At 51.1% G+C, this 18,242-nt stretch carries 14 protein-coding genes and 1 tRNA gene; 6 read left to right on the top strand and 9 right to left on the bottom strand.

Features of this window, described 5'->3' with window-relative positions; translation table 11 throughout:
- Nucleotides 1-271: 271 nt before the first annotated feature.
- The 6 genes from ABYT30_RS06990 to ABYT30_RS06965 form a co-directional block, all read right to left on the bottom strand.
- A complete protein-coding gene (locus ABYT30_RS06990; protein WP_373080982.1) occupies nt 272-1,540 on the bottom strand; it encodes a type II toxin-antitoxin system HipA family toxin in 1,269 nt (422 codons plus the stop codon).
- Entirely contained in the window at nt 1,537-1,878 is a 342-nt protein-coding gene (locus tag ABYT30_RS06985; RefSeq protein WP_373080980.1) for a helix-turn-helix domain-containing protein, read from the bottom strand. Before ABYT30_RS06985 ends, ABYT30_RS06990 begins: the two co-directional genes overlap by 4 nt.
- 201 nt (nt 1,879-2,079) lie before the next feature.
- Nucleotides 2,080-2,247, bottom strand: a complete 168-nt coding sequence (locus ABYT30_RS06980; protein ID WP_373080978.1) for a hypothetical protein — start codon at nt 2,245-2,247, stop codon at nt 2,080-2,082.
- Complete coding sequence (locus ABYT30_RS06975) at nt 2,248-3,057, bottom strand: class III extradiol ring-cleavage dioxygenase (protein WP_373080976.1); 810 nt, start codon at nt 3,055-3,057, stop codon at nt 2,248-2,250.
- A 235-nt stretch (nt 3,058-3,292) separates the two neighbouring features.
- Complete coding sequence (locus tag ABYT30_RS06970; RefSeq protein ID WP_373080975.1) at nt 3,293-4,267, bottom strand: zinc-dependent alcohol dehydrogenase family protein; 975 nt, start codon at nt 4,265-4,267, stop codon at nt 3,293-3,295.
- 89 nt (nt 4,268-4,356) lie between these two features.
- Nucleotides 4,357-4,806 carry a DUF1499 domain-containing protein gene (locus ABYT30_RS06965; protein ID WP_373080973.1) on the bottom strand — a complete coding sequence of 150 codons (450 nt, stop codon included), beginning with the start codon at nt 4,804-4,806 and terminating at the stop codon, nt 4,357-4,359.
- Nucleotides 4,807-4,945: 139 nt separating this feature from the next.
- Between ABYT30_RS06965 and ABYT30_RS06960 the strand changes: the two genes are divergently transcribed.
- Nucleotides 4,946-5,407 (top strand): MarR family winged helix-turn-helix transcriptional regulator, encoded by a 462-nt coding sequence (locus tag ABYT30_RS06960; RefSeq protein WP_373080972.1) that lies wholly within the window; start codon nt 4,946-4,948, stop codon nt 5,405-5,407.
- A gap of 87 nt (nt 5,408-5,494) precedes the next feature.
- On the opposite strand, the gene ABYT30_RS06955 is transcribed toward ABYT30_RS06960, so the two are convergent.
- Complete coding sequence (locus tag ABYT30_RS06955; RefSeq protein WP_373080970.1) at nt 5,495-7,810, bottom strand: DUF6351 family protein; 2,316 nt, start codon at nt 7,808-7,810, stop codon at nt 5,495-5,497.
- Between the two features lie 411 nt (nt 7,811-8,221).
- On the opposite strand from ABYT30_RS06955, the gene ABYT30_RS06950 reads away from it, so the two are divergent.
- Both ABYT30_RS06950 and ABYT30_RS06945 read left to right on the top strand, forming a co-directional pair.
- A complete protein-coding gene (locus ABYT30_RS06950) occupies nt 8,222-9,277 on the top strand; it encodes a transporter substrate-binding domain-containing protein (RefSeq protein ID WP_373080969.1) in 1,056 nt (351 codons plus the stop codon).
- Between the two features lie 3 nt (nt 9,278-9,280).
- Nucleotides 9,281-12,244, top strand: a complete 2,964-nt coding sequence (locus ABYT30_RS06945; protein ID WP_373080967.1) for a mechanosensitive ion channel domain-containing protein — start codon at nt 9,281-9,283, stop codon at nt 12,242-12,244.
- A 57-nt stretch (nt 12,245-12,301) separates the two neighbouring features.
- Here ABYT30_RS06945 and ABYT30_RS06940 read toward each other — a convergent pair whose 3' ends face one another.
- A complete protein-coding gene (locus ABYT30_RS06940) occupies nt 12,302-13,309 on the bottom strand; it encodes a TIGR03617 family F420-dependent LLM class oxidoreductase (protein WP_373080965.1) in 1,008 nt (335 codons plus the stop codon).
- A gap of 251 nt (nt 13,310-13,560) precedes the next feature.
- Between ABYT30_RS06940 and ABYT30_RS06935 the strand changes: the two genes are divergently transcribed.
- The 3 genes from ABYT30_RS06935 to ABYT30_RS06925 all read left to right on the top strand — a co-directional run bounded on the left by ABYT30_RS06935 (nt 13,561) and on the right by ABYT30_RS06925 (nt 17,512).
- The gene (locus ABYT30_RS06935) at nt 13,561-15,789 is read left to right on the top strand and encodes a peptidase M19 (protein WP_373080963.1); all 2,229 of its coding nucleotides are present in this window, start codon (nt 13,561-13,563) and stop codon (nt 15,787-15,789) included.
- A gap of 41 nt (nt 15,790-15,830) precedes the next feature.
- On the top strand, nt 15,831-17,288 hold the full coding sequence (locus ABYT30_RS06930) for a hypothetical protein (RefSeq protein WP_373080961.1): 1,458 nt from the start codon (nt 15,831-15,833) through the stop codon (nt 17,286-17,288).
- Nucleotides 17,289-17,435: 147 nt separating this feature from the next.
- Nucleotides 17,436-17,512 (top strand) — tRNA-Met (locus ABYT30_RS06925).
- A 358-nt stretch (nt 17,513-17,870) separates the two neighbouring features.
- Here ABYT30_RS06925 and ABYT30_RS06920 read toward each other — a convergent pair.
- Nucleotides 17,871-18,242, bottom strand: a 372-nt coding sequence (locus ABYT30_RS06920) for a potassium channel family protein (RefSeq protein ID WP_373095746.1), incomplete at its 5' end; no start/stop codon positions are given.

Genomic DNA, 18,242 nt, shown 5'->3' with positions numbered 1-18,242 from the left:
TTAAAGTGACGCCGGCCCACCAAAAATACTTCCAAGGGAGACCAAGGAAGGCCTGAAACCCCAGTAAATCTGGGTTTTTTTGTGTCTGTAGCGTCCATAGGATTCTTGGGCATCGGCTGTGCCCCATAGTCGGGGAACGGCACTCATCTCACCTTGTTTGATTTGGCGGTGGATCCGCGAAGACGTTGCTCGGAACGGCGGGAAAAGTATATAGCTTGAAGTATCGTCGATTGCTAGGCGAAGTGTTTAGCAATCCTGCCACTTTCAAAATCTATTTAATTCTAAAATCCTCATGCAATTTGCCCCAATGCTCCTCCAATTTTTTCTTGTGCATCTCATTCATTGGAAGATCTTCAATTGCTTCTCGCCAAAGAGTTCTGGCCTTGTCCATAACGTCATCTAAGTGAGGTTTAATTACTCTCCATGGAATTTCTGCACGATCAGCCCACAACTGAAAACTTGCCATTGAGACCTCATACCAATCTTTAGTCTTTGCTAAATTGAGTGCGAAATTACGCTCGCCATCGATATATACGCTTGTAGTAACAATATCGTAGGCTGGCGAAATCCTTGGTGTGATTTTATCTGAATAGATCAAACTCCAATTTTTTAGATGTGCATCACCGTTGGCGAGAAGTATGTTAGTTAACAAGCGCCTTGCGAATTGTTGTGCATCGGCCAATCCGTCACCAGAATAACCGTAGATGATCCTGCCGATTTGTTCGTAGTTTGCTGAGTTGTATTTTTCATGGGCGTATTTAACTAGTACCTGGGCAAAGTCTTCCGTATGGATACGCGCACTATCATCGCGATCAAACCGCTTGATTGCGAAGGCTAGTTTTTCATCAGGCAGGTTTATCTGAGGAAGATTGTCGAGCTTGCTCAATTCGACAAGCTTAATTTCTGGAATGTTGACGCCAACTAATTCCGCAAGTTTCATTGCGGTGTATTCGTTCACTGGCACATCTTTATGCTTAGTGGACGGGGTTTTTACAATCCAATCCCCCAAGACATCGCCTTTGGAAAGATTGTAGCGGCCATCCCTTTCCTTCATAGAAAATTTCATCTGAACGCCAGCCAGGGAAAATTTATTTTCTGGCGATACTTTGTCAAACCTTATTGCACGAGCTTTGCCGTGAGAATTGAGAACACTATCAGGAACATCGTCAGGCTCCATCGGCTCAGCGACCAAAGCGCCTGGGAGGTCAGCACCTAAATATGAGAGAAGATGGAACTCGTTGTCGATGTGGACTTTGAGCCCTTGCGCAATCAACTCCCGCAAGGATCCCTCCGGAAGTAAATTGGAGAGCGTAGGATGCAATCTTTGGTTTCTTGCCCACGGCTCCGACATTATTTTTTCGGAACGAGGAAACGCTGGGTGGGTAATCAAACTAAATGTAGGACGAGCTGCATCACTTCTGAATTCATCGGCGAAGCTCAGCACATTTCTACCGCCTTGAAAGCCAGCCAAATAGCCAAGCAGCCTTTCGTGCAAGCTCAACTTGAGTACATTTATTTCATCGACTTGTGCTTCGCTCATGATTCATCCCCCAGTAAATCCTGCCACGGATCATCTGAAAGACTTTTCTTCGCTTCTTCATTTAAAGGCTTTTCCGCCTGAGACACATTTATCGTGCCTGACTCGGAACTCTGCTGTTCAAGTAGGGCCATAACCGCGCCAAGCTTTTCCTTTGGTATGAGCATAAGTTCGCTATTCAAACCCTTCGCGATCAACTCCAAGGTGTCTAATCGAGGATTTCCTTTGGACTCCAGGCGCTGATATTGCTGACGAGATACACCTACCCGCAACATCATATCGTTCTGTTTGAGGCCTAGCGTCAGTCGCCGCTGTTTTATTTGGTCGAGTATCGAATTCATCGCTGTAAACACGTAGGTTGCTTTTACTGATAATAGCAATACATTAGTTGCCCACGCCACCAAAGGCAACTTATTAGTTGCTTTTGCGTGGTTCGCCACATCAGAAACAGAAAAAGCAACTTAAATGTTGCTTTTTTGATATATTTAACCTTCTTTGTCGTTCCAGCGCTGAGCTAGTGATGCTTAGCGACGGTGCCCCCCTTAAATGGACGACACCGAAGGGATTTGCTGCTTGATTTTGAGGCTGCTGGTGGATCGGCGGAGGCAGCTTTCCTCAAAGGCTTCAACCTCGACCAAGCGGTACATCACTCGACCCGCCGCAACGAACTGATCGCCAACAATCCCATATCGCGGAAAACCAACCCGCATTCAATCCTCAACTGACCACCGAAACATCAGTGCCTGCTTACCCATAATTGTTGTTGGGATAGCTTCGTCGCAGGCACTTTCAGCCATGCCATAACAAACGTGCAGCGGCAGTAGATGCTCTTCTCTTGGGTGACAAAAACGAGCAAAGGGTGCGTTTTCCCAATGTGTTAAGCGTGTGTTTCGGTCAGCTTCACTTATGCCCTCACTGGCGAGGGTTTCAGTTAACCATTTTTCAAAGGCTGCATTTTTCTGATCGAGCTCATCTGGCGCTGCCGAAAAGAATGCCGGTATATTGTGAAACGACGCGCCTGAGCCAATCACGAGTAAATTGTCCCATTGCAGTGATTGCAAGGCGCGGCCTATTGCAAGGTGGTCAGCGGCATTCAATGATTGTTTCAATGAGAGTTGTACACAGGGTATTGCAGCGTCTGGGTACATTATTTTCAGCGGTACAAACATACCGTGATCGTAGCCACGCCGGGGGTCAGTCGTAGCGGTAATACCTGCATCAGTAAGTGCTCGATGTATTTTCCTTGCAAGCTTTGGCTCCCCCGCGCAAGGATATTGAATTTGATAGGCCTCAGGCGGGAAGCCGCCGTAATCATAAATTAGCGGTGGTTTTTTGCCGGCGGTGATAGTGGGAATTTGCGCCTCCCAGTGGGCGCTAATAACAAGCACCGCGCTTGGCTTTGCCATGCCCTTGGCAAGGATTTGCAAGCTCGCCACCATTTCACTATGACCGGGATCGCCTAGCAAGGGCATTGGCCCAGCGCCGTGGGAAATGTAGATGATATTACAATTGCCCGTCATTTACTCTCGCCATTTTTATCGCTCAATTCGTGGCAGAATAGCATTTGGCTGATTAGCTCACCACACGCGACAAACCCGTTTGCTCAGCGCCATTACATATGCCGCTTAAAACTGGCTGGAGATATCCTGCATCTCACTACCCTAGCCAAGCACTGAATTACACATAAAAAAAGGCGAACCACTGCTGGCTCGCCTCTTCACTTGTACCTGTACAATTACCAGTACTACATCAGCATCAGCCCACCACTAATACCTTACCGTCACGACCACCCTCGGCCGCCGCTGCAACGGCTTGCTTGATTTCGCTAACGGGGTATTCAGCATGGATTGGGGTATGCAATTTACCTTCAATAATGTACTTCGTGATCTGACCAAAAACGGCCATTTGCTCTTCAGGAGTGGCAGTGCGGAACCAGCGTGCCAACCAGAAACCTTTGAGCGTAACGTCGCTAAATACCAAAGATTTTGCCGACAATTGGCAGGGTTCACCGCTCATCAAGCCGTAGTTCACCAAGGTGCCACCCACCGCGAGACAGGCGCCAATGCGATCTGTTGCCGCGCCACCAATGGCGTCAATCGCAAGCTTCGGCAGTTTATCACCGGTAATCTTTGCGACCTCCTTGGCGAGGCCAGGGCCGTCGACCAGCACAGCATCGCCACCTTGGTTTTTTACGCCTTCGACAGCAGATTCGCGGCGAACAATATTGATCGTTTTCAGGCCTTTAATTTTAGCAAGCTGAACAAGGTAGCTACCTACTCCTGAGTTAGCGGCGTTTTGAATAACCCAATCACCCGCTTGCAGATCAACAAACTGCTCAAGCATCAGCAGTGCGGTTGGCGGATTAATACTCATCATTGCCAGCTGTTTCGGATCAGCTTCATTCGGCACGGGAATAAGTTGCGCGGTTTTACAAACCATGTGGGTGGCCCAAGTGCCAATACCTACCGGCAACATAACGGTTTGACCAACAGCGGGACCTTTGCCGCCAAGCTTCACGATTTTGCCCACGCCCTCGTTGCCACCAATGGCTGGCAGGGGTGGCAAAATGCCGTATTCGCCAGTAAGGGTCAGTACGTCTGAGGGGTTAATTGGCGAGGCGATTAACTCTACTAGGGCCTCGTCTTCGGCCAGCGCGGGGGCCTCAAACTCCACGGCAGTAATTGAGTTCTGTGGAATTGGCCCGCGCTCGGTGTATTGTGCTTTTAACATAAGTAACTCCTTTGACTTTGCTCCGCGATCACAGGCAGGGCATAAAAATATTCGTTTATTTAATTAGCTTTAGGCCGAAATATTGTTAGCTAAATCGCCTGATACAATTCAGCGATTTTGTCGTAACGCTTACGGTTAAGCCCCATATCTGAATAGCCCGCTCGGCTTGATGAGCGGTAGTGAACTTGCTGATTTTCGGTATCTAACCAAAACTCGACATCGTCGCGGTAACGCATTAACGAGGTTGTAAATACCACATAAAGATAATCGTCAGATTCAGCCTGTATTTTTCCGCCGCCATAGCTCGCTACCGCGCTCTTCAAGGCCGCCATGGTGCTTTCTTGGGAGTCTTTAAATGGCAGGGCAGCTACTTTCTTTGCCGGGTCATCCGCCTGGCTAGAAACATTATTCGGCTTGCTGCTGATTTCCGCCAACTTGCCGTCTTTCACGCCAAGTTCAGGCACCTGATTACCCTGAATAATCACCCTAGCAAAAAACAGCACAACAAGAACGCCGATTACCGAAAAGGCGATTTTCATGGTCTTATTCCTCTCATTTTCCCCGAGCGACTGCTCGGAGCACGATTACCAAAATTACTTTGTGCGCAAAATAATGGCAGGCAAACATTGACCTGTCAATGATTTGCGCGCAAAATATTTTGGACTTCGGAGAACAACATTGACTGACATCCCCGCCCTCAAGCTCAAGAATCAGATTTGCCATTCGCTCTATTCCGCTACCAATGCGCTGATTCGAGCGTATCGACCGCTGCTTGATCAGCTTGGGCTGACCTACGCCCAATATTTGGTCATGCTGGCCTTGTGGGATGAAGACACGGTTATTATTAAGAATCTGGTGCAGCGCACACGCTTTGACGCCGGCACGCTCACCCCCATACTCAAGCGCTTAGAGAGTAAGCAATTAGTAACTATCGCCAAGTCGAGTAATGACTCACGCCAAAAAGTCATTGTGCTAACACCGCAGGGAAAAAGGCTCGCCGATCGCGCCAAGAAGACGCCAGACAACATCACCGGCCAAATCGCCATGTCGCCAGAAGATGCACAGCAACTCAAAGCCCTTGCCGAGCAGCTTTACTCTCTTATCAACACCAACTTACTAGGCGACGTAGAGCCTGAGTAGCACCCTCGCTTGCCACCTTTATAAAACAAAAAAAGGCGAGATAATTGCTTATCTCGCCTCCACGCCGACTAGCTCGTCACCCGATATTTAGGGCTGCTGCCAAGTAGGCTCCCACGTTTTATAAAAGGCCGGACTCGCCCAGCCTGCGGGGAAATCAGCCGGCGTCATTTGCTCACCACCAGTAATAACATCACCTTTGTCGTCTTGGTACTTCAACCACGTTACTGTCCGCTGCCATTCGAGTGGCCGCTTCGTCCAATCACAAACACCGGTCGCGAAGGTTTCCTCCAATAGTGCCCAATCGGCTTCGCCCCAAGTGCTAGCAAATGGGCCGTAATCATCGCTGCGGCTGAAAGGTTTCAGTTGGCACTGCACCTGATCCCCGTACTTGTCGGCACCGGCCTGGGTGCGCGGCGTGCCAAATACCAGCATTAACTCTTCTGGACACATTTGGCCAGGTACGCCGTTACATTGATCCTGCACACTTGCCGGCTTGTTAGCGATAATTTTCTGCGCCAGCGGCGTCTCGCTGACATCTGCCTCAATGGCATCCAACCACGAGGCCATAGCGACCAGCGACTGATTCATGTAATTGGCGTCTCCTATCAAGGCCGTAGCACCACCCCAGTGAACAAAGTTGTCGCGGTGACCAAACTCCCGCTCAAGGCGCCAGCGCACCCAATAGCCGTGCACACTGTCATGTGCAGCGCCTGGGTCAGGGCCCGTCATATTGATAATGGGCACGGTATCCATATTCACGATGGTGTTCAAAATACCGGTACGGTAAGCGTTAGGCAGCGCAGGATAATCCGGCTTTAAGCGGCCTTTGGTTACATTTAAGCTAGGATCTAAACCGCCAATATTGGTATTCAGCGCCAAAAATTGAGCGGGGCTAATGAGACCTTGCTGCAGCGGAATTAAACCATATTGCACGCCCTCATTACCCAGTGGAAATCCCGCAAAACCATAACCGAGATCTTGCTCCATCTGTGACCAGTGGTCGCGCAATGGATCTTCCGCTGGGTAGCGCTCGCGCGCACCAATCATATTCTCCATAAAGGTGAGCACGTCACAGCGCACCCCGCCGGGATTGGTGTCTTTATTAAAGCGCTCCTCTTCAGTCACCCCGCCGCACGACGACGCAGGATCTACCGCCTCGGCAAACAACGCGGAATCAGCAAGTGAGGCATTTACGATACCGTTCAAGTGACCGTACACTTCATTCTGCTGGGAAGCAGTAAAGACCGTGCCGTCACGAGTTGTTGGCGCCACCGGGTTGTCGGCTGTAAGCCCAAAATATTTTAGCAGTATGTGGTAGTCAGCAAACTGAGTTGCGGTACTCATAACATCAGGGTAGGTGCAAGTGGTTAGCAAGCCTTGATACAAACCCGGATAGGCATTAGCAATCATATTTTGTGTAATCGCGCCGCCAGAGCAGCCAGTGCCCACGGTATATCTAAGCTCACCGTATTGCTCAATAAAACGTTCCTTGGCCATCATCAAGGATTCTGCTTGGTAGCTCAGATTACAGTTATGACCAAGGTTTAGCTGCGCGGTAGAGAGAACCGACCAACCTAGACCCAAAGCCGTAATATAAGACTGCTCGATTAACGGGTTACCCGGAATAGTACCCGCATAGTCGTCTGTACGTGCTGAACTGGTATCGTGGTCCCCACGGCAATTACCGCCATGAGTGACCAAGAGGCGACGATTCCACTGAGGCTGAGGCTGAACCGGCGTCCAATCATCACCAACTTTGTACAAGGTGAAAATTGTGTATTGATCACGCGCCTGATAGCCAATTTCCTTGCGCACAATAAACGGAACCGTTTCGCCGCTATCGGTTGTGGTCATCGCCACATCGGTCGCGGGATTTTCTGGGTCGTAATCTTGCAGTCCAGACTGCATCGGATTGGTCGACTTATACAACCAGTGATACTCGGCGGCCTGATTACACGCTTCATCGACCGCGCCATCTTGGCATACCCAAGGCTGAATATGCGGCCCAGTAAAGACTGGCCCACCGGACGGGTGGTTAACCACGGTGACGCTATTACCAATATTGGCGCTAATGGTGTTCTCGCCCACACTCAAACCGTCGACCACGCCCAATAGACGCAGCGGGTTATCTGCTGTGGCTTGCAGCACACTTGTGACGTCACTGTTATTTCGCAGTAACACTAACTCATCAGCCGCTGCGGCATCCGCCAGCACAACCTCAATCAATACATCACCAGCTGAAACCAGATCAGGTCGGTTCGATATCACCTGAACCCGCGCTTTGTCATCAGCGGTGTTGCCCGGATTAGGATTAGGGCTTTGAGCTGGGGCACTTGGAGAATTACCGCCACCACAGGCGGCAAGTGCCAAGGCCATCAAAAGGACCGGTATTATCTTATTCACGAGCGTATTCCTCCGCACACCAGCTGGCGCGCCATTCCAATGCACATTAATTAACATTATCAGCTTATAGAGTTGTTGTGCCGTGTCAAACACTTCGCCTCAGAACTGCTATAGAAGCCACAAACAAACGAATTAGATTAGCTGCAAAAAAGAGTGAATCCGTAATAGCTAGATCGACTTTACATCGACCACCCCCAGTAATGTCTGAGAAAGGCCAAAAACCACGCACAACACTCGAAATCTCCAGCATGTGCTATGTTTAATTTTGCCCTGCAACCACGGTAAACCAGCCAATAACGGGGCCAAAAAGGCAGACAAACTGATCGGAATGATGGCTTTTTGACGTAAACCGCATTTTTTACAGAAATGCCATGCTCAGCCGCTGAGCATTGAATATCATTGGGAGAAATTATGAAGGCTTTTTTCGGCGCCCTAATCATACTGTGCACCCTTAGCTCTGTTGCGCAGGCCCAGCAGCTCATGCGGGTCGGCGTAAAATCAGTGCCGCCGTTCGCCATGCAAGCAGAATCGGGCGAGTGGACCGGCATTTCCGTTGAATTGTGGAAAAATATCGCGCGCCAGCAGAACTGGGAAACCCAGTGGGTGCCAATGAAGTCAGCCAAGGCGCAAATAGACGCCCTCGCAAATGAAAACATCGATGTTGCCGTCGGCGCCCTATCCATGACCCCTGAGCGCGAGCAACTCATCGACTTCAGCTACTCCTTCTTTTCTACCGGCCTAGGCATTGCGACCCCGATCAAAAGTAGCGGCTGGACCACGCTTTTGGTGCAATTGATTTCTCCCGCCTTTCTCAATGCGGTGGGGATTCTTGCCGTTCTGCTACTCGTCGTAGGCGCGCTGCTGTGGCTGGTCGAGCACAAGCGTAATCCTGAGCAATTTGGCGGCAGCGTAGCGGACGGTATTGGCAACGGGTTTTGGTGGTCCGCGGTAACGATGACTACTGTTGGTTACGGTGACAAAGCCCCCATAACCCGCACGGGACGGCTGCTAGCGACAGTTTGGATGTTTGTGAGTGTCATCACTATTTCCAGCTTTACCGCCGCCATTGCCTCATCGGTGACCCTAAACCAAATGCGCACCGCAGTGGATGGGGTGGAAGATTTAGACCGCGTTCGGACCCTTGTAGTAGGCGGCTCGACTGGTGAGCAAGCACTTGCCACACGAGGAATCCGAGCGATCAGCGTAACTGATCCGGAAGCGGGATTGAGCGCATTAAAGAATGGCCAGGCCGATGCCCTTGTCTACGACGAAGCCGTGATGCGGTATTTGTTGCGTAACGACACCGCTAATATAGAGGTGCTGAGCTTTTCCGGCAGCAAGCAAGACTATGCCCTTGGATTGCGATCTGGTTTTGAGGAGCGCGAAAATCTTAATCGCAGCCTACTTGAGGTCACCCGCAGCAGCGACTGGCAGACAACCTTGCAACAATTTATAGGAATTAAATAAACAATGCCTAAATTAATTCCGGCCAAGGTAATTACCAGCCTCCTACTCATTAGCTTGAGCGGATTCGTTATTGCCCAAGATGACGAACGGGAGCGTATAGCCCGAGCAGAGGCTGACATCAGCCAGGAACTCGTGCAAATTGACGGCGACATCCTACGAGACCGGGAGCGTTTACGCAGCGCCGAATCCGCGCTCACCAATAGTATTACGCCCAGTGTTTTAGAAGATGCGCGACTTGACCTCGCCTCATTGCGCTCTCGAGAGAGCGGCTTAAAAACCCGATTAAAGGCGCGCCGTAACAAGCTAACTCAGTTAGACGCCGACATTGCCGACACGGAATCGCGCAACCCAGCGACCCCAGAAGAGGAAAGTGCCAAGCAATTACACCTGCAAGGCATGTATGAGCAACGCGAACTGCTGCACACCCTCATTGACCGACTCGAACGCCTAAATGACCGTTTCCAAACCCGCGTCGCCTTATCACGGCAGCGTCTCAATCTGCTACAAGCTCGTTTTGAGCTACCCGATCTCGATGCCAGCCGCAAAAAGCCGAGCCGCGAAAGCCTCGCAATTCAAGACAAAGTAGACGCGCTGCTCAACACCGCCTCTGCCGCGCGACGGGACGCCACCCTCTTGACCGGCGATCTCCCCGTCGATCGTGCAAGACGTCGCTTACTTGAACTAACCGCATTGGCGTCTGAAGAGCGGGCGGAATTTTATCAACTCAAAATAGTACGCTTGCAGGCCGAACGCATGCTGCAATCGCTGGCAATATTCAGCGGATCACAGGCCACCCCCGTGCGGGTGATCGAAAAAGCCCTCGACAATATTGAAAAGCTGCGCGACGGCCTGAGCGATCAACAAAAGCTCATTAAACAAAAACACGAGCAGTTCAAGGATCAAAGTAAAATTATTCGTCAGCAAGGCGAAATTGTCAGTGGCGTAGACAGCACATTTCAGCAGCGCCTGACGCTTATCACTGAGCTTATTACGCTCGCTGAGCAAGACGAAAACGCCGTGGCTAGCTTAATTGCCAAACTTGACGAAGTGAAGCAGGTTTACCGTAATGACCTGGCGGGAAATGCCAGCACCGAACTCCTTATTTTACGGGAGCTACCATCTGACCAGCAGGCATGGAGCCAACTCGGCAGGAATCTGCTAAGCCTACCGCTTCGAGTCGGGGTGGCCCTAAAACAAGCGCTAGTCAATACCGGCAAAGCATTTTCCCGCAGCGATGACGGCGTCAAAGGCCTCTGCGCCCTCACGCTGATCGGCTTACTGTTCGCCGGCATTCAAGGCCGCCGCCTCCTTGCCAAACAACTGCAGCAGGTCCAAGCCCGGGCCGATAACGAAGAAGCAGCGGCATGGGTACCACTCTCGATTATCCATCGAAATTTACTCGGCACACTGCCCCCCATCTTTGTCCTTATTGTTGGCTCGCTATTAAGCCTGCGGGAATCAGATCTTATTTTACTGCTAACGCCGCTGCTTATTTTCCCTGTGGTCAAACTGTCATTGGATTTTATCAATAATTTACTTGACCACTACACACCCGAACTCAGCCGCGAAAAGACCGCCGTTCTTCTGATGGAAACTCGCTGGGTAATTATTCTCAGCGCCCTCCTTAGTGGTGGGATGGTTATAGCCCACACCGTGGCATTGTCGCCGACTGTGATCGACGCCATTGATCGCCTGTCGATGCTTTGCCTATTATTTATCACCGTGCCACTGCTGCATTTGCGGCGGCTTTTACTCGAGGGCGTGGCAGGTACACTTGAATCAAAAATGCTACGCAGCTTTACCCTGCTGGTTCCCCTGCTACTGCTTGTCTGTGCGATCACCGGATTGTTCGGCTACGTTAATTTAGCCCAAGCCGTAGCCAAGCGCCTTGGCTGGCTGTTTGTTGTTGCCGTTGGTTTACACTTTGTTCGCAATATTTTACGGGCGTGCTTTAAGGCTGCTGGACGCTGGTTTGACCGCCGCGATCACGATTCTGCGACCTATTGGCGACAATATATTCTCGGCCCACTCTATCGCATTGCCGTTTTATTCAGCGTAGTGCTTGGCGCCCAACTCTTGTTCAGCCTTTATGAGTGGAATATGCAAACCCCCGTGGTGCGTTATATCCCGATTGCACTCGACACCACCTTATTTATGGCAGGCGCCACCGCCATTAAAGTTAAGACCTTTGCCTTAGCGTTACTGGTTTTGTTTGTAGCAATCTGGGGCGCGGGCTGGAGCAAACAAGTCAGTTACCGCTGGGTGTATACCGGCGTCAGCGACCAGGGCATTCGCAATAGCTTATCGACCTTCACCCAATATTTTGTCGTGGTCTTAGGTCTCGTCTTAGCCATGAAAATTATCGGCCTAGACCTTACCGCACTAACCGTATTTGCTGGCGCGATGGGTGTAGGCATCGGCTTTGGCATGCAACAGATTGTGGTCAATTTTATTAGCGGCATACTACTGCTGGTAGAGCGGCCGCTGGCAACCACTGACTTAGTGAATGTCGACAAATACGAGGGCGAAGTGACCCGCATTGGCATACGCTCGCTGACGGTGAAAACCTTCGACAACCAAGAGGTCATCATCCCTAACTCCGCAGTGATTACCAAGCCCTTCACCAACTGGACCCGTGGCGACGACGTGATGCGCACCATACTTATGGTCGGCATCAGCTATGACGACGATCCCCATCAAGCGGTAAAACTCATTAAAGACCTGCTCCTTGAGCACCCCGCCGTGCTTGAAGATCCCGGCCCAAAAGTGCTGCTATGGGAATATGGCGATTCAGCACTGATGATTCGCGTACAGTTTCACTCCCGCATTCGCGGCGATGTCGGCAAAGCCGACCTGCGCTCCCAATTACTCTTTGCTATTTGGGATGCATTTAAGGCCGCAGGTATTACCATTCCCTATCCCCAGCAAGATGTTCATCTACGCAACTACCCACCCAAAACAGACTAAGGCAACACTTCCGGCTGTACTGTTAAAGTACAGCCAAAAAAAATTCTCGACCAGATTTTAGCTGTGTAAATCCGCGACAATGGCCCGCCATAATTCATCGCTCGCCTGATAAGGAGCATAAATCGCTAATCGATCTGCGTGCTCCCCATACTTCACTTTTAACAAATCGGCAATGTCTTCAGGCTGCCCTCGGGTAGTAAACGCATCCAAAAATTCATCGTTTACGCTCTCTGCCAATTCATCCCACTTGCCTTCCTTAGAAAGCGTATTAAGCAACGGCTGTAAATGACCAAGGCCAACAGCGTCCATTGCCGGTCGGTAAGCCGGTGTCGACCCATAAAAGCCAAGCAAGCCCTTAACGCTTGCCTCAGCCGCACGGTATTCCTCGTCACTTTCACCGGTGATAACAATGGCATTAATCTGCAAACAAAAGTCGCTACGTACACGCGCGGATTTTTCGAGACCCCGCGCTACCGCTGGTAGAGTAAGCTCATTGATAAAGGGCAGGGTATTAAACGGGTGCACAATCAAGCCGTCGGCGACCTCGCCTGCAACCTCGGTCATTTTCGGACCGAAGGCGCCGAGCATAATAGGGGGGATACCGTAGGGATTAGGGCCGGGATTAAACATCGGTGTCATCAAGGTATGGCGGTAGTACTCCCCCTCAAAATTAAGCGGCTTTTCGTACTGCCAACAATCAAAGAACGCCTTCACCGCCAGAATATACTCCCGCATGCGTGCCGCGGCTGGATCAAAAGCAAGGCCAAAACGTTTTTCAATATGGGGCTTTATTTGCGAGCCAATACCGAGGCTGAACCTACCCTTCGAATATGTCTGTAAATCCCAGGCTTGGTAGGCGATGTGGGAGGGGTTGCGCGGAAATGCCACGGCGATTGCGGTGGCGATATCCAGCTCCGGCGCATGTTCACTCGCCAACACCAAGGGTAAAAATGGGTCTGTACTACCCTCTAAAGTATAAATTCCATCATAGCCAATACCCGCGAGGCGAGCCGCCTCAGTTGCTGCGTTATTCAGCTGGGCGTAGAAAGGGCCATCAATTTTCATCTCTTAACTCCACTTTTATTAATTATAATCAACCAGTTGAGATACATAGCGAATAAAGTTCAGCACTGAACGACCGCCCTTGCCGACAGCCCAGCAAGCCACCAATGTCACAAATTTGCCACATTGCTATTATCGGGTAAGCCAATTTGGGGTACCCTGTGTGCACTGACTACATCAGCAGTTTCAAGACACAATGCAGCCCTGAGACTTTGCCATTTACTAATTTGCAGCCACTACATACGGTCGATTTTATGAATGCTCGCCTACTGCCCTTCATTTTCCTATCCTTCACATTGATTAGCGCCTGCGGCGGTTCAAGCTCATCAAGCTCCAGCAGCCACAACACACCAAAACCGAACTCTGAAGTGCCGCAAACCCGCTTCGCCATGGCAAACGGCTGCTACGCATTGCAATCAGTTAAAACAGGAAAGTATGTCGTCGCCACGCCAGAAGCGGGCTATACCAGCACCGCGACACGCACAGCTGGGGCTGAAGCATTTTTCATGCAGCCTGCGACACTGGGCAAATACTTGTTTTACACCAAGGACAAACGACTGCTAACCGCAGGGGCTGACGCCGTTAGCGGCGAAGAAGCGGCTAGCGACGCTGCGATCTGGACCATCGACCTAGATACCAGCACCAACAGTTTTAACATTGTTTCAGAAAGCACCACCCAAACCCTGCAGGTCAACGACAGTGGTGCTCTTATTGCCGGCGCGGCCAGCACTGAACCAGCGGCTCAATTTAAATTTACGCCCACGATCAACTGCACCAGCTACCCCGAAATGCCAACTTCCATTAGCGGCGAAACCTACAAGGGTAATGGCGTAGACAAACCCATTATCGGTTTTGCAGATATTCACACGCACATGGGTATGTCGAATGAAATGTCCTATGCAGGCGACGTTGGCCCCTCTGCTGGCGGCGTTTTATACGGCGCGCCGATTCACCGTTTTGGCGTAGACCACGCGCTCGAGGACTGTGAAGAACTACACGGCCCAAACGGGATCCGAGACGGCAATAATGTTATTAGCGAAAACCCGACCGACAGCCACGAGACGATAGGCTGGCCGACGTTTGTGGACTGGCCGCGCCGCGACTATTTAACCCACCAAGTGATGTATTACAAATGGGTGGAACGCGCCTACTTGTCCGGGCTGCGTCTGATGGTCAACCACGGCACCAACATCGCTGGCTTATGTAACGTCGGTAAAGTCATTGCGGCTAACCCCGAGGCTGACTGCGACGACATGAGCGTTGCCGTTAAGCAAGTTGAATACCTGTATGAAGTACAAGACTACATCGACGCCCAGCACGGCGGCCCCGGCAAAGGCTGGTATCGCATCGTAAAATCACCTCAGGAAGCGCGTGAAGTCATTAATGACGGCAAAATGGCCGTGGTCCTCGGCGTTGAAGTCGCTCAGGTATTTGACTGCGGCGTAACCTTTTTGCCCGGTGACATCGAACAGCGCAACTGTGACGAAGCACAAATTGATGCTGAAATTCAGCGTCTTTGGGACTTAGGGGTTCGCCATGTCTACCCTTTCCACGACATAAACAGCTCACTGGGCGGCGCCGGCCTCTTTAATGGAAGCACCATGAACCTGCTTAATTTCATGGACACCAAGGCCTTCTTCAAAACCACCGAGTGCCGTGAATACCCTACCGACGAGCCGCTAGTTCGCACGCCCGGCGCGGAAATGGCCACCGGCATTCCCGGCTCTGGCGACGACCCACTGTCCCAAGCATTTTTTGAAGTCAGTGCGGGCGCCGTGCCAGCCTACCCGCCAGGGCAGCGCTGCAACGCCCGCACCGTGACGGACCTGGGCGAGCATGCACTCCGCGCATTGATGAAGCGAGGCATGGTGATTGATATCGACCACTCTGCCTATCACAGCAAAGACATTATGATCGAGCTCGCCGACCAAGAAGTGCCGAAATACCCACTGGCATCATCTCACGACGCTCATGGCGGCCTAACCAGCGATCAAGCGGCAAAGATGCTGAAAAATGGCGGGGTTATCTATCCTTATAAAGGTAACGGCATTAAGCACAAAGAGTTTTTAGAGAAGCTAAAATTCTGGCGGGCAAAGGCCGGAATTAGCGCCAGTGATCAGGTGTTAGGCCTCGGCTACGGCGCAGACGCCAACGGCTTTGGTGGTCACCCCGGCCCCCGTGGCGGCGACTCTGAGCCAGTTCAATACCCCTTTACACTCTTTAGCGGCGACGATTGGGGGCCACAATTTAACGGCTTTAAGCCAGTAACAGTGGATATGCTATTAATCCCAGACAGCGGTAAATATTGGCATATCGACGAAACCGGCATGTCCCACTACGGACTGGTCGCGGACTTTGTTGAAGAAGTGCGCTTAGAAGGCGGCAAAGAAGCCATCGACGCGCTATACAACTCAGCAGAAGCCTATGTGAAAATGTGGGAACGCGCCTATAACCGCAATGAGAATCTGAGCAGTGCTAAATAAGCCTGCTCTGGCCACGCCAAGCCTGTAGGCCTTCGCCATACATGTGCAGGCGCCCCCCTGGCAACACCGCAAGCCTGTGCCTCGCCGGACTACTAACACCCGGCCTCGTGCAGGCGCACTCCTTTGGTGAGCCCTATGTTCTTCCCATGCCCTATTGGATGTATATCTACGGGGCAATGGCAGCACTCATCTTATCTTTCATTGTACTGGCTTACTTTTACAATGCCGACCACGCCAAACGTCCTGCTCGGCAATGGCCGGTCGGCCACCCCCGGCTCACCAAGACATTCACTCAATTAAAGTTAAGCGCCCTGCTAAAAGGACTTGTACTACTAAGCTTTGGCCTTGCGATCATCAGCGGCCTAATCGGCAACCAAGACCGCTACCGCAATTTTAATATGACCTTCTTCTGGATCAGTTTTGCCTTGGGCGCTAGCTACCTCAGCGCCATCTTTGGCAATTGGTACCATTACCTAAATCCGTGGCGCGTCATGCTGAGCCCGCTACAAAAATTCAGTCAAGGCCGACGCCCCTACCCTCACCAGCTCGCTTACTGGCCGGCTGTTGTGCTTTATATGGCCTTCATCTTGGTCGAGCTGTTTGGCAATACCAAACCCTTCTCACTGTCTCTGGTGCTTATTGCCTATACCGCAATTAACATCCTTGCCGTGTGGCGCTACGGCAGCCAAAGCTGGTTTCGTTACGGTGAGATGTTTTCCGTGATGTTCCAGTTAATCGCTAAAATGGCACCTATCCATTATGACCCCAGCGCTAAGGGCCGAACTAAGTTAAGCCTGTGCATGCCGTTCAGCGGCTTATTACACCAGCGCCTTGAACACCGCAGCCTGCTGATCTTTCTTTTGTTCATGCTGTCGTCAACCGCTTACGACGGTCTGCGCGAAACCAGCCTATGGTTCAATTTGTTTTGGAAGGATCCGCTGCATATTCTTGAGCCACTGCTTGGCCAGCACCCACTCCATGCTTATATCGCCCTGCGGCCTTGGTACCTCGCCTTCGAGATGATCTGCTTACTACTCTCACCCTTTATTTATTTATACTTATTTCTATTCTTCCTATGGGCGGGCAAACGCCTCACCCACAGCGAGCTGAGCGTTACCGAACTGTCACTGCGCTTTGGCTACAGCTTGCTACCCATCGCCTTGGTCTACCACATTACCCATTACTACACCCTGCTACTGAGTCAGGGCCTAAAAGTACGCGGCCTCATATCGGATCCCTTCGGCTGGGGCTGGGATCTATTTGGCACCGCCATTAGCGGGCGCCTGCCGATCCTCCCCGACATGGGCCTTATCTGGAATAGTCAGGTGTGGCTCATTCTTATCGGCCACGTCGCCAGCGTATACCTCGCCCACGCCGAAGCCCTGCGCAGCTTCCCTAGCCAGCGCCAAGCCAGCCTTAGCCAACTGCCCATGCTCCTGTTAATGGTGATCTTTACCGGCGCGGGCTTATGGATACTCGCGCAGCCACTACAGGGCTAAGCGAAAAAGCCTATAAATACCGACAAATCCGTATTGAACGAAACTAATTCACATTAATTTAAACTTATTCGGCAATAGGGCTTGCAAGAATTAATTTCCGCTCCTATAATGCGCGCCCTGTCATAGAGAAAACGACAGCAGATCAGTTGCGGGGTGGAGCAGTCTGGTAGCTCGTCGGGCTCATAACCCGAAGGTCGTAGGTTCGAATCCTGCCCCCGCTACCACTTTAAAGAACGGCAAATCAGTTACTTACTGGCTTGCCGTTTTTTTTCGCCTGTTGGTTTTGGACCGCTGTGCCCATCCTGTGCCCACGGTGTGCCCAAACCCTCATCCCAACCGAAATAAATTCCTAGCATCATGACCTTCAGTCACCTGCAAGAATTCAAATACGAACGCCCAAAGTTACTCATCAATACGAAGCGACTCAAACGACATACAGGCGCTCAAGACTAATCTCGGCAACATGAATAAAATAAAGCATACGCCTCGAATTGTTTTTTCCGCCAATGGGCTATACACCATTATCGGGAGATAGCACTCAATTAAACCCTGTTAATCAATGTAAATATCAACCAATCGCTGTCATTCTTGAGTTCGTGTGCGAGAAAGCGCCGAAGCCAGCAGGGCGGAAGGGACCGCCACGACACCCAGCCCAACTGCGAGAACAAGGAAAGTAAACACCTTACCTCCCATAGTGATCGGATATACATCGCCATAGCCTACGGTTGTTAGCGTTGCGACAGCCCACCAGATGCCGTCAAACACTGATCGAAATATTTGAGGCTGAGCAGGATTTTCAAAGATATAGATTCCAACGGCTGCGAGGTAAATAACCAGCAATGACGCTATCGCAAAAACGGCTAATTCGGCTCGTATTTCTATAAACGCTAGCCGAAATCGATTCATTGCTCGACTATAGCGCAGAATTTTTAACATCCGAATCGCACGGACTGC

Origin of the sequence: Zhongshania sp. (genome assembly GCF_041623545.1) — a bacterium.
Taxonomy (GTDB): domain Bacteria; phylum Pseudomonadota; class Gammaproteobacteria; order Pseudomonadales; family Spongiibacteraceae; genus Spongiibacter.
The sequence above is the reverse complement of the archived record's forward strand: the minus strand, read 5'-3'. Positions and strand labels throughout refer to the sequence as shown.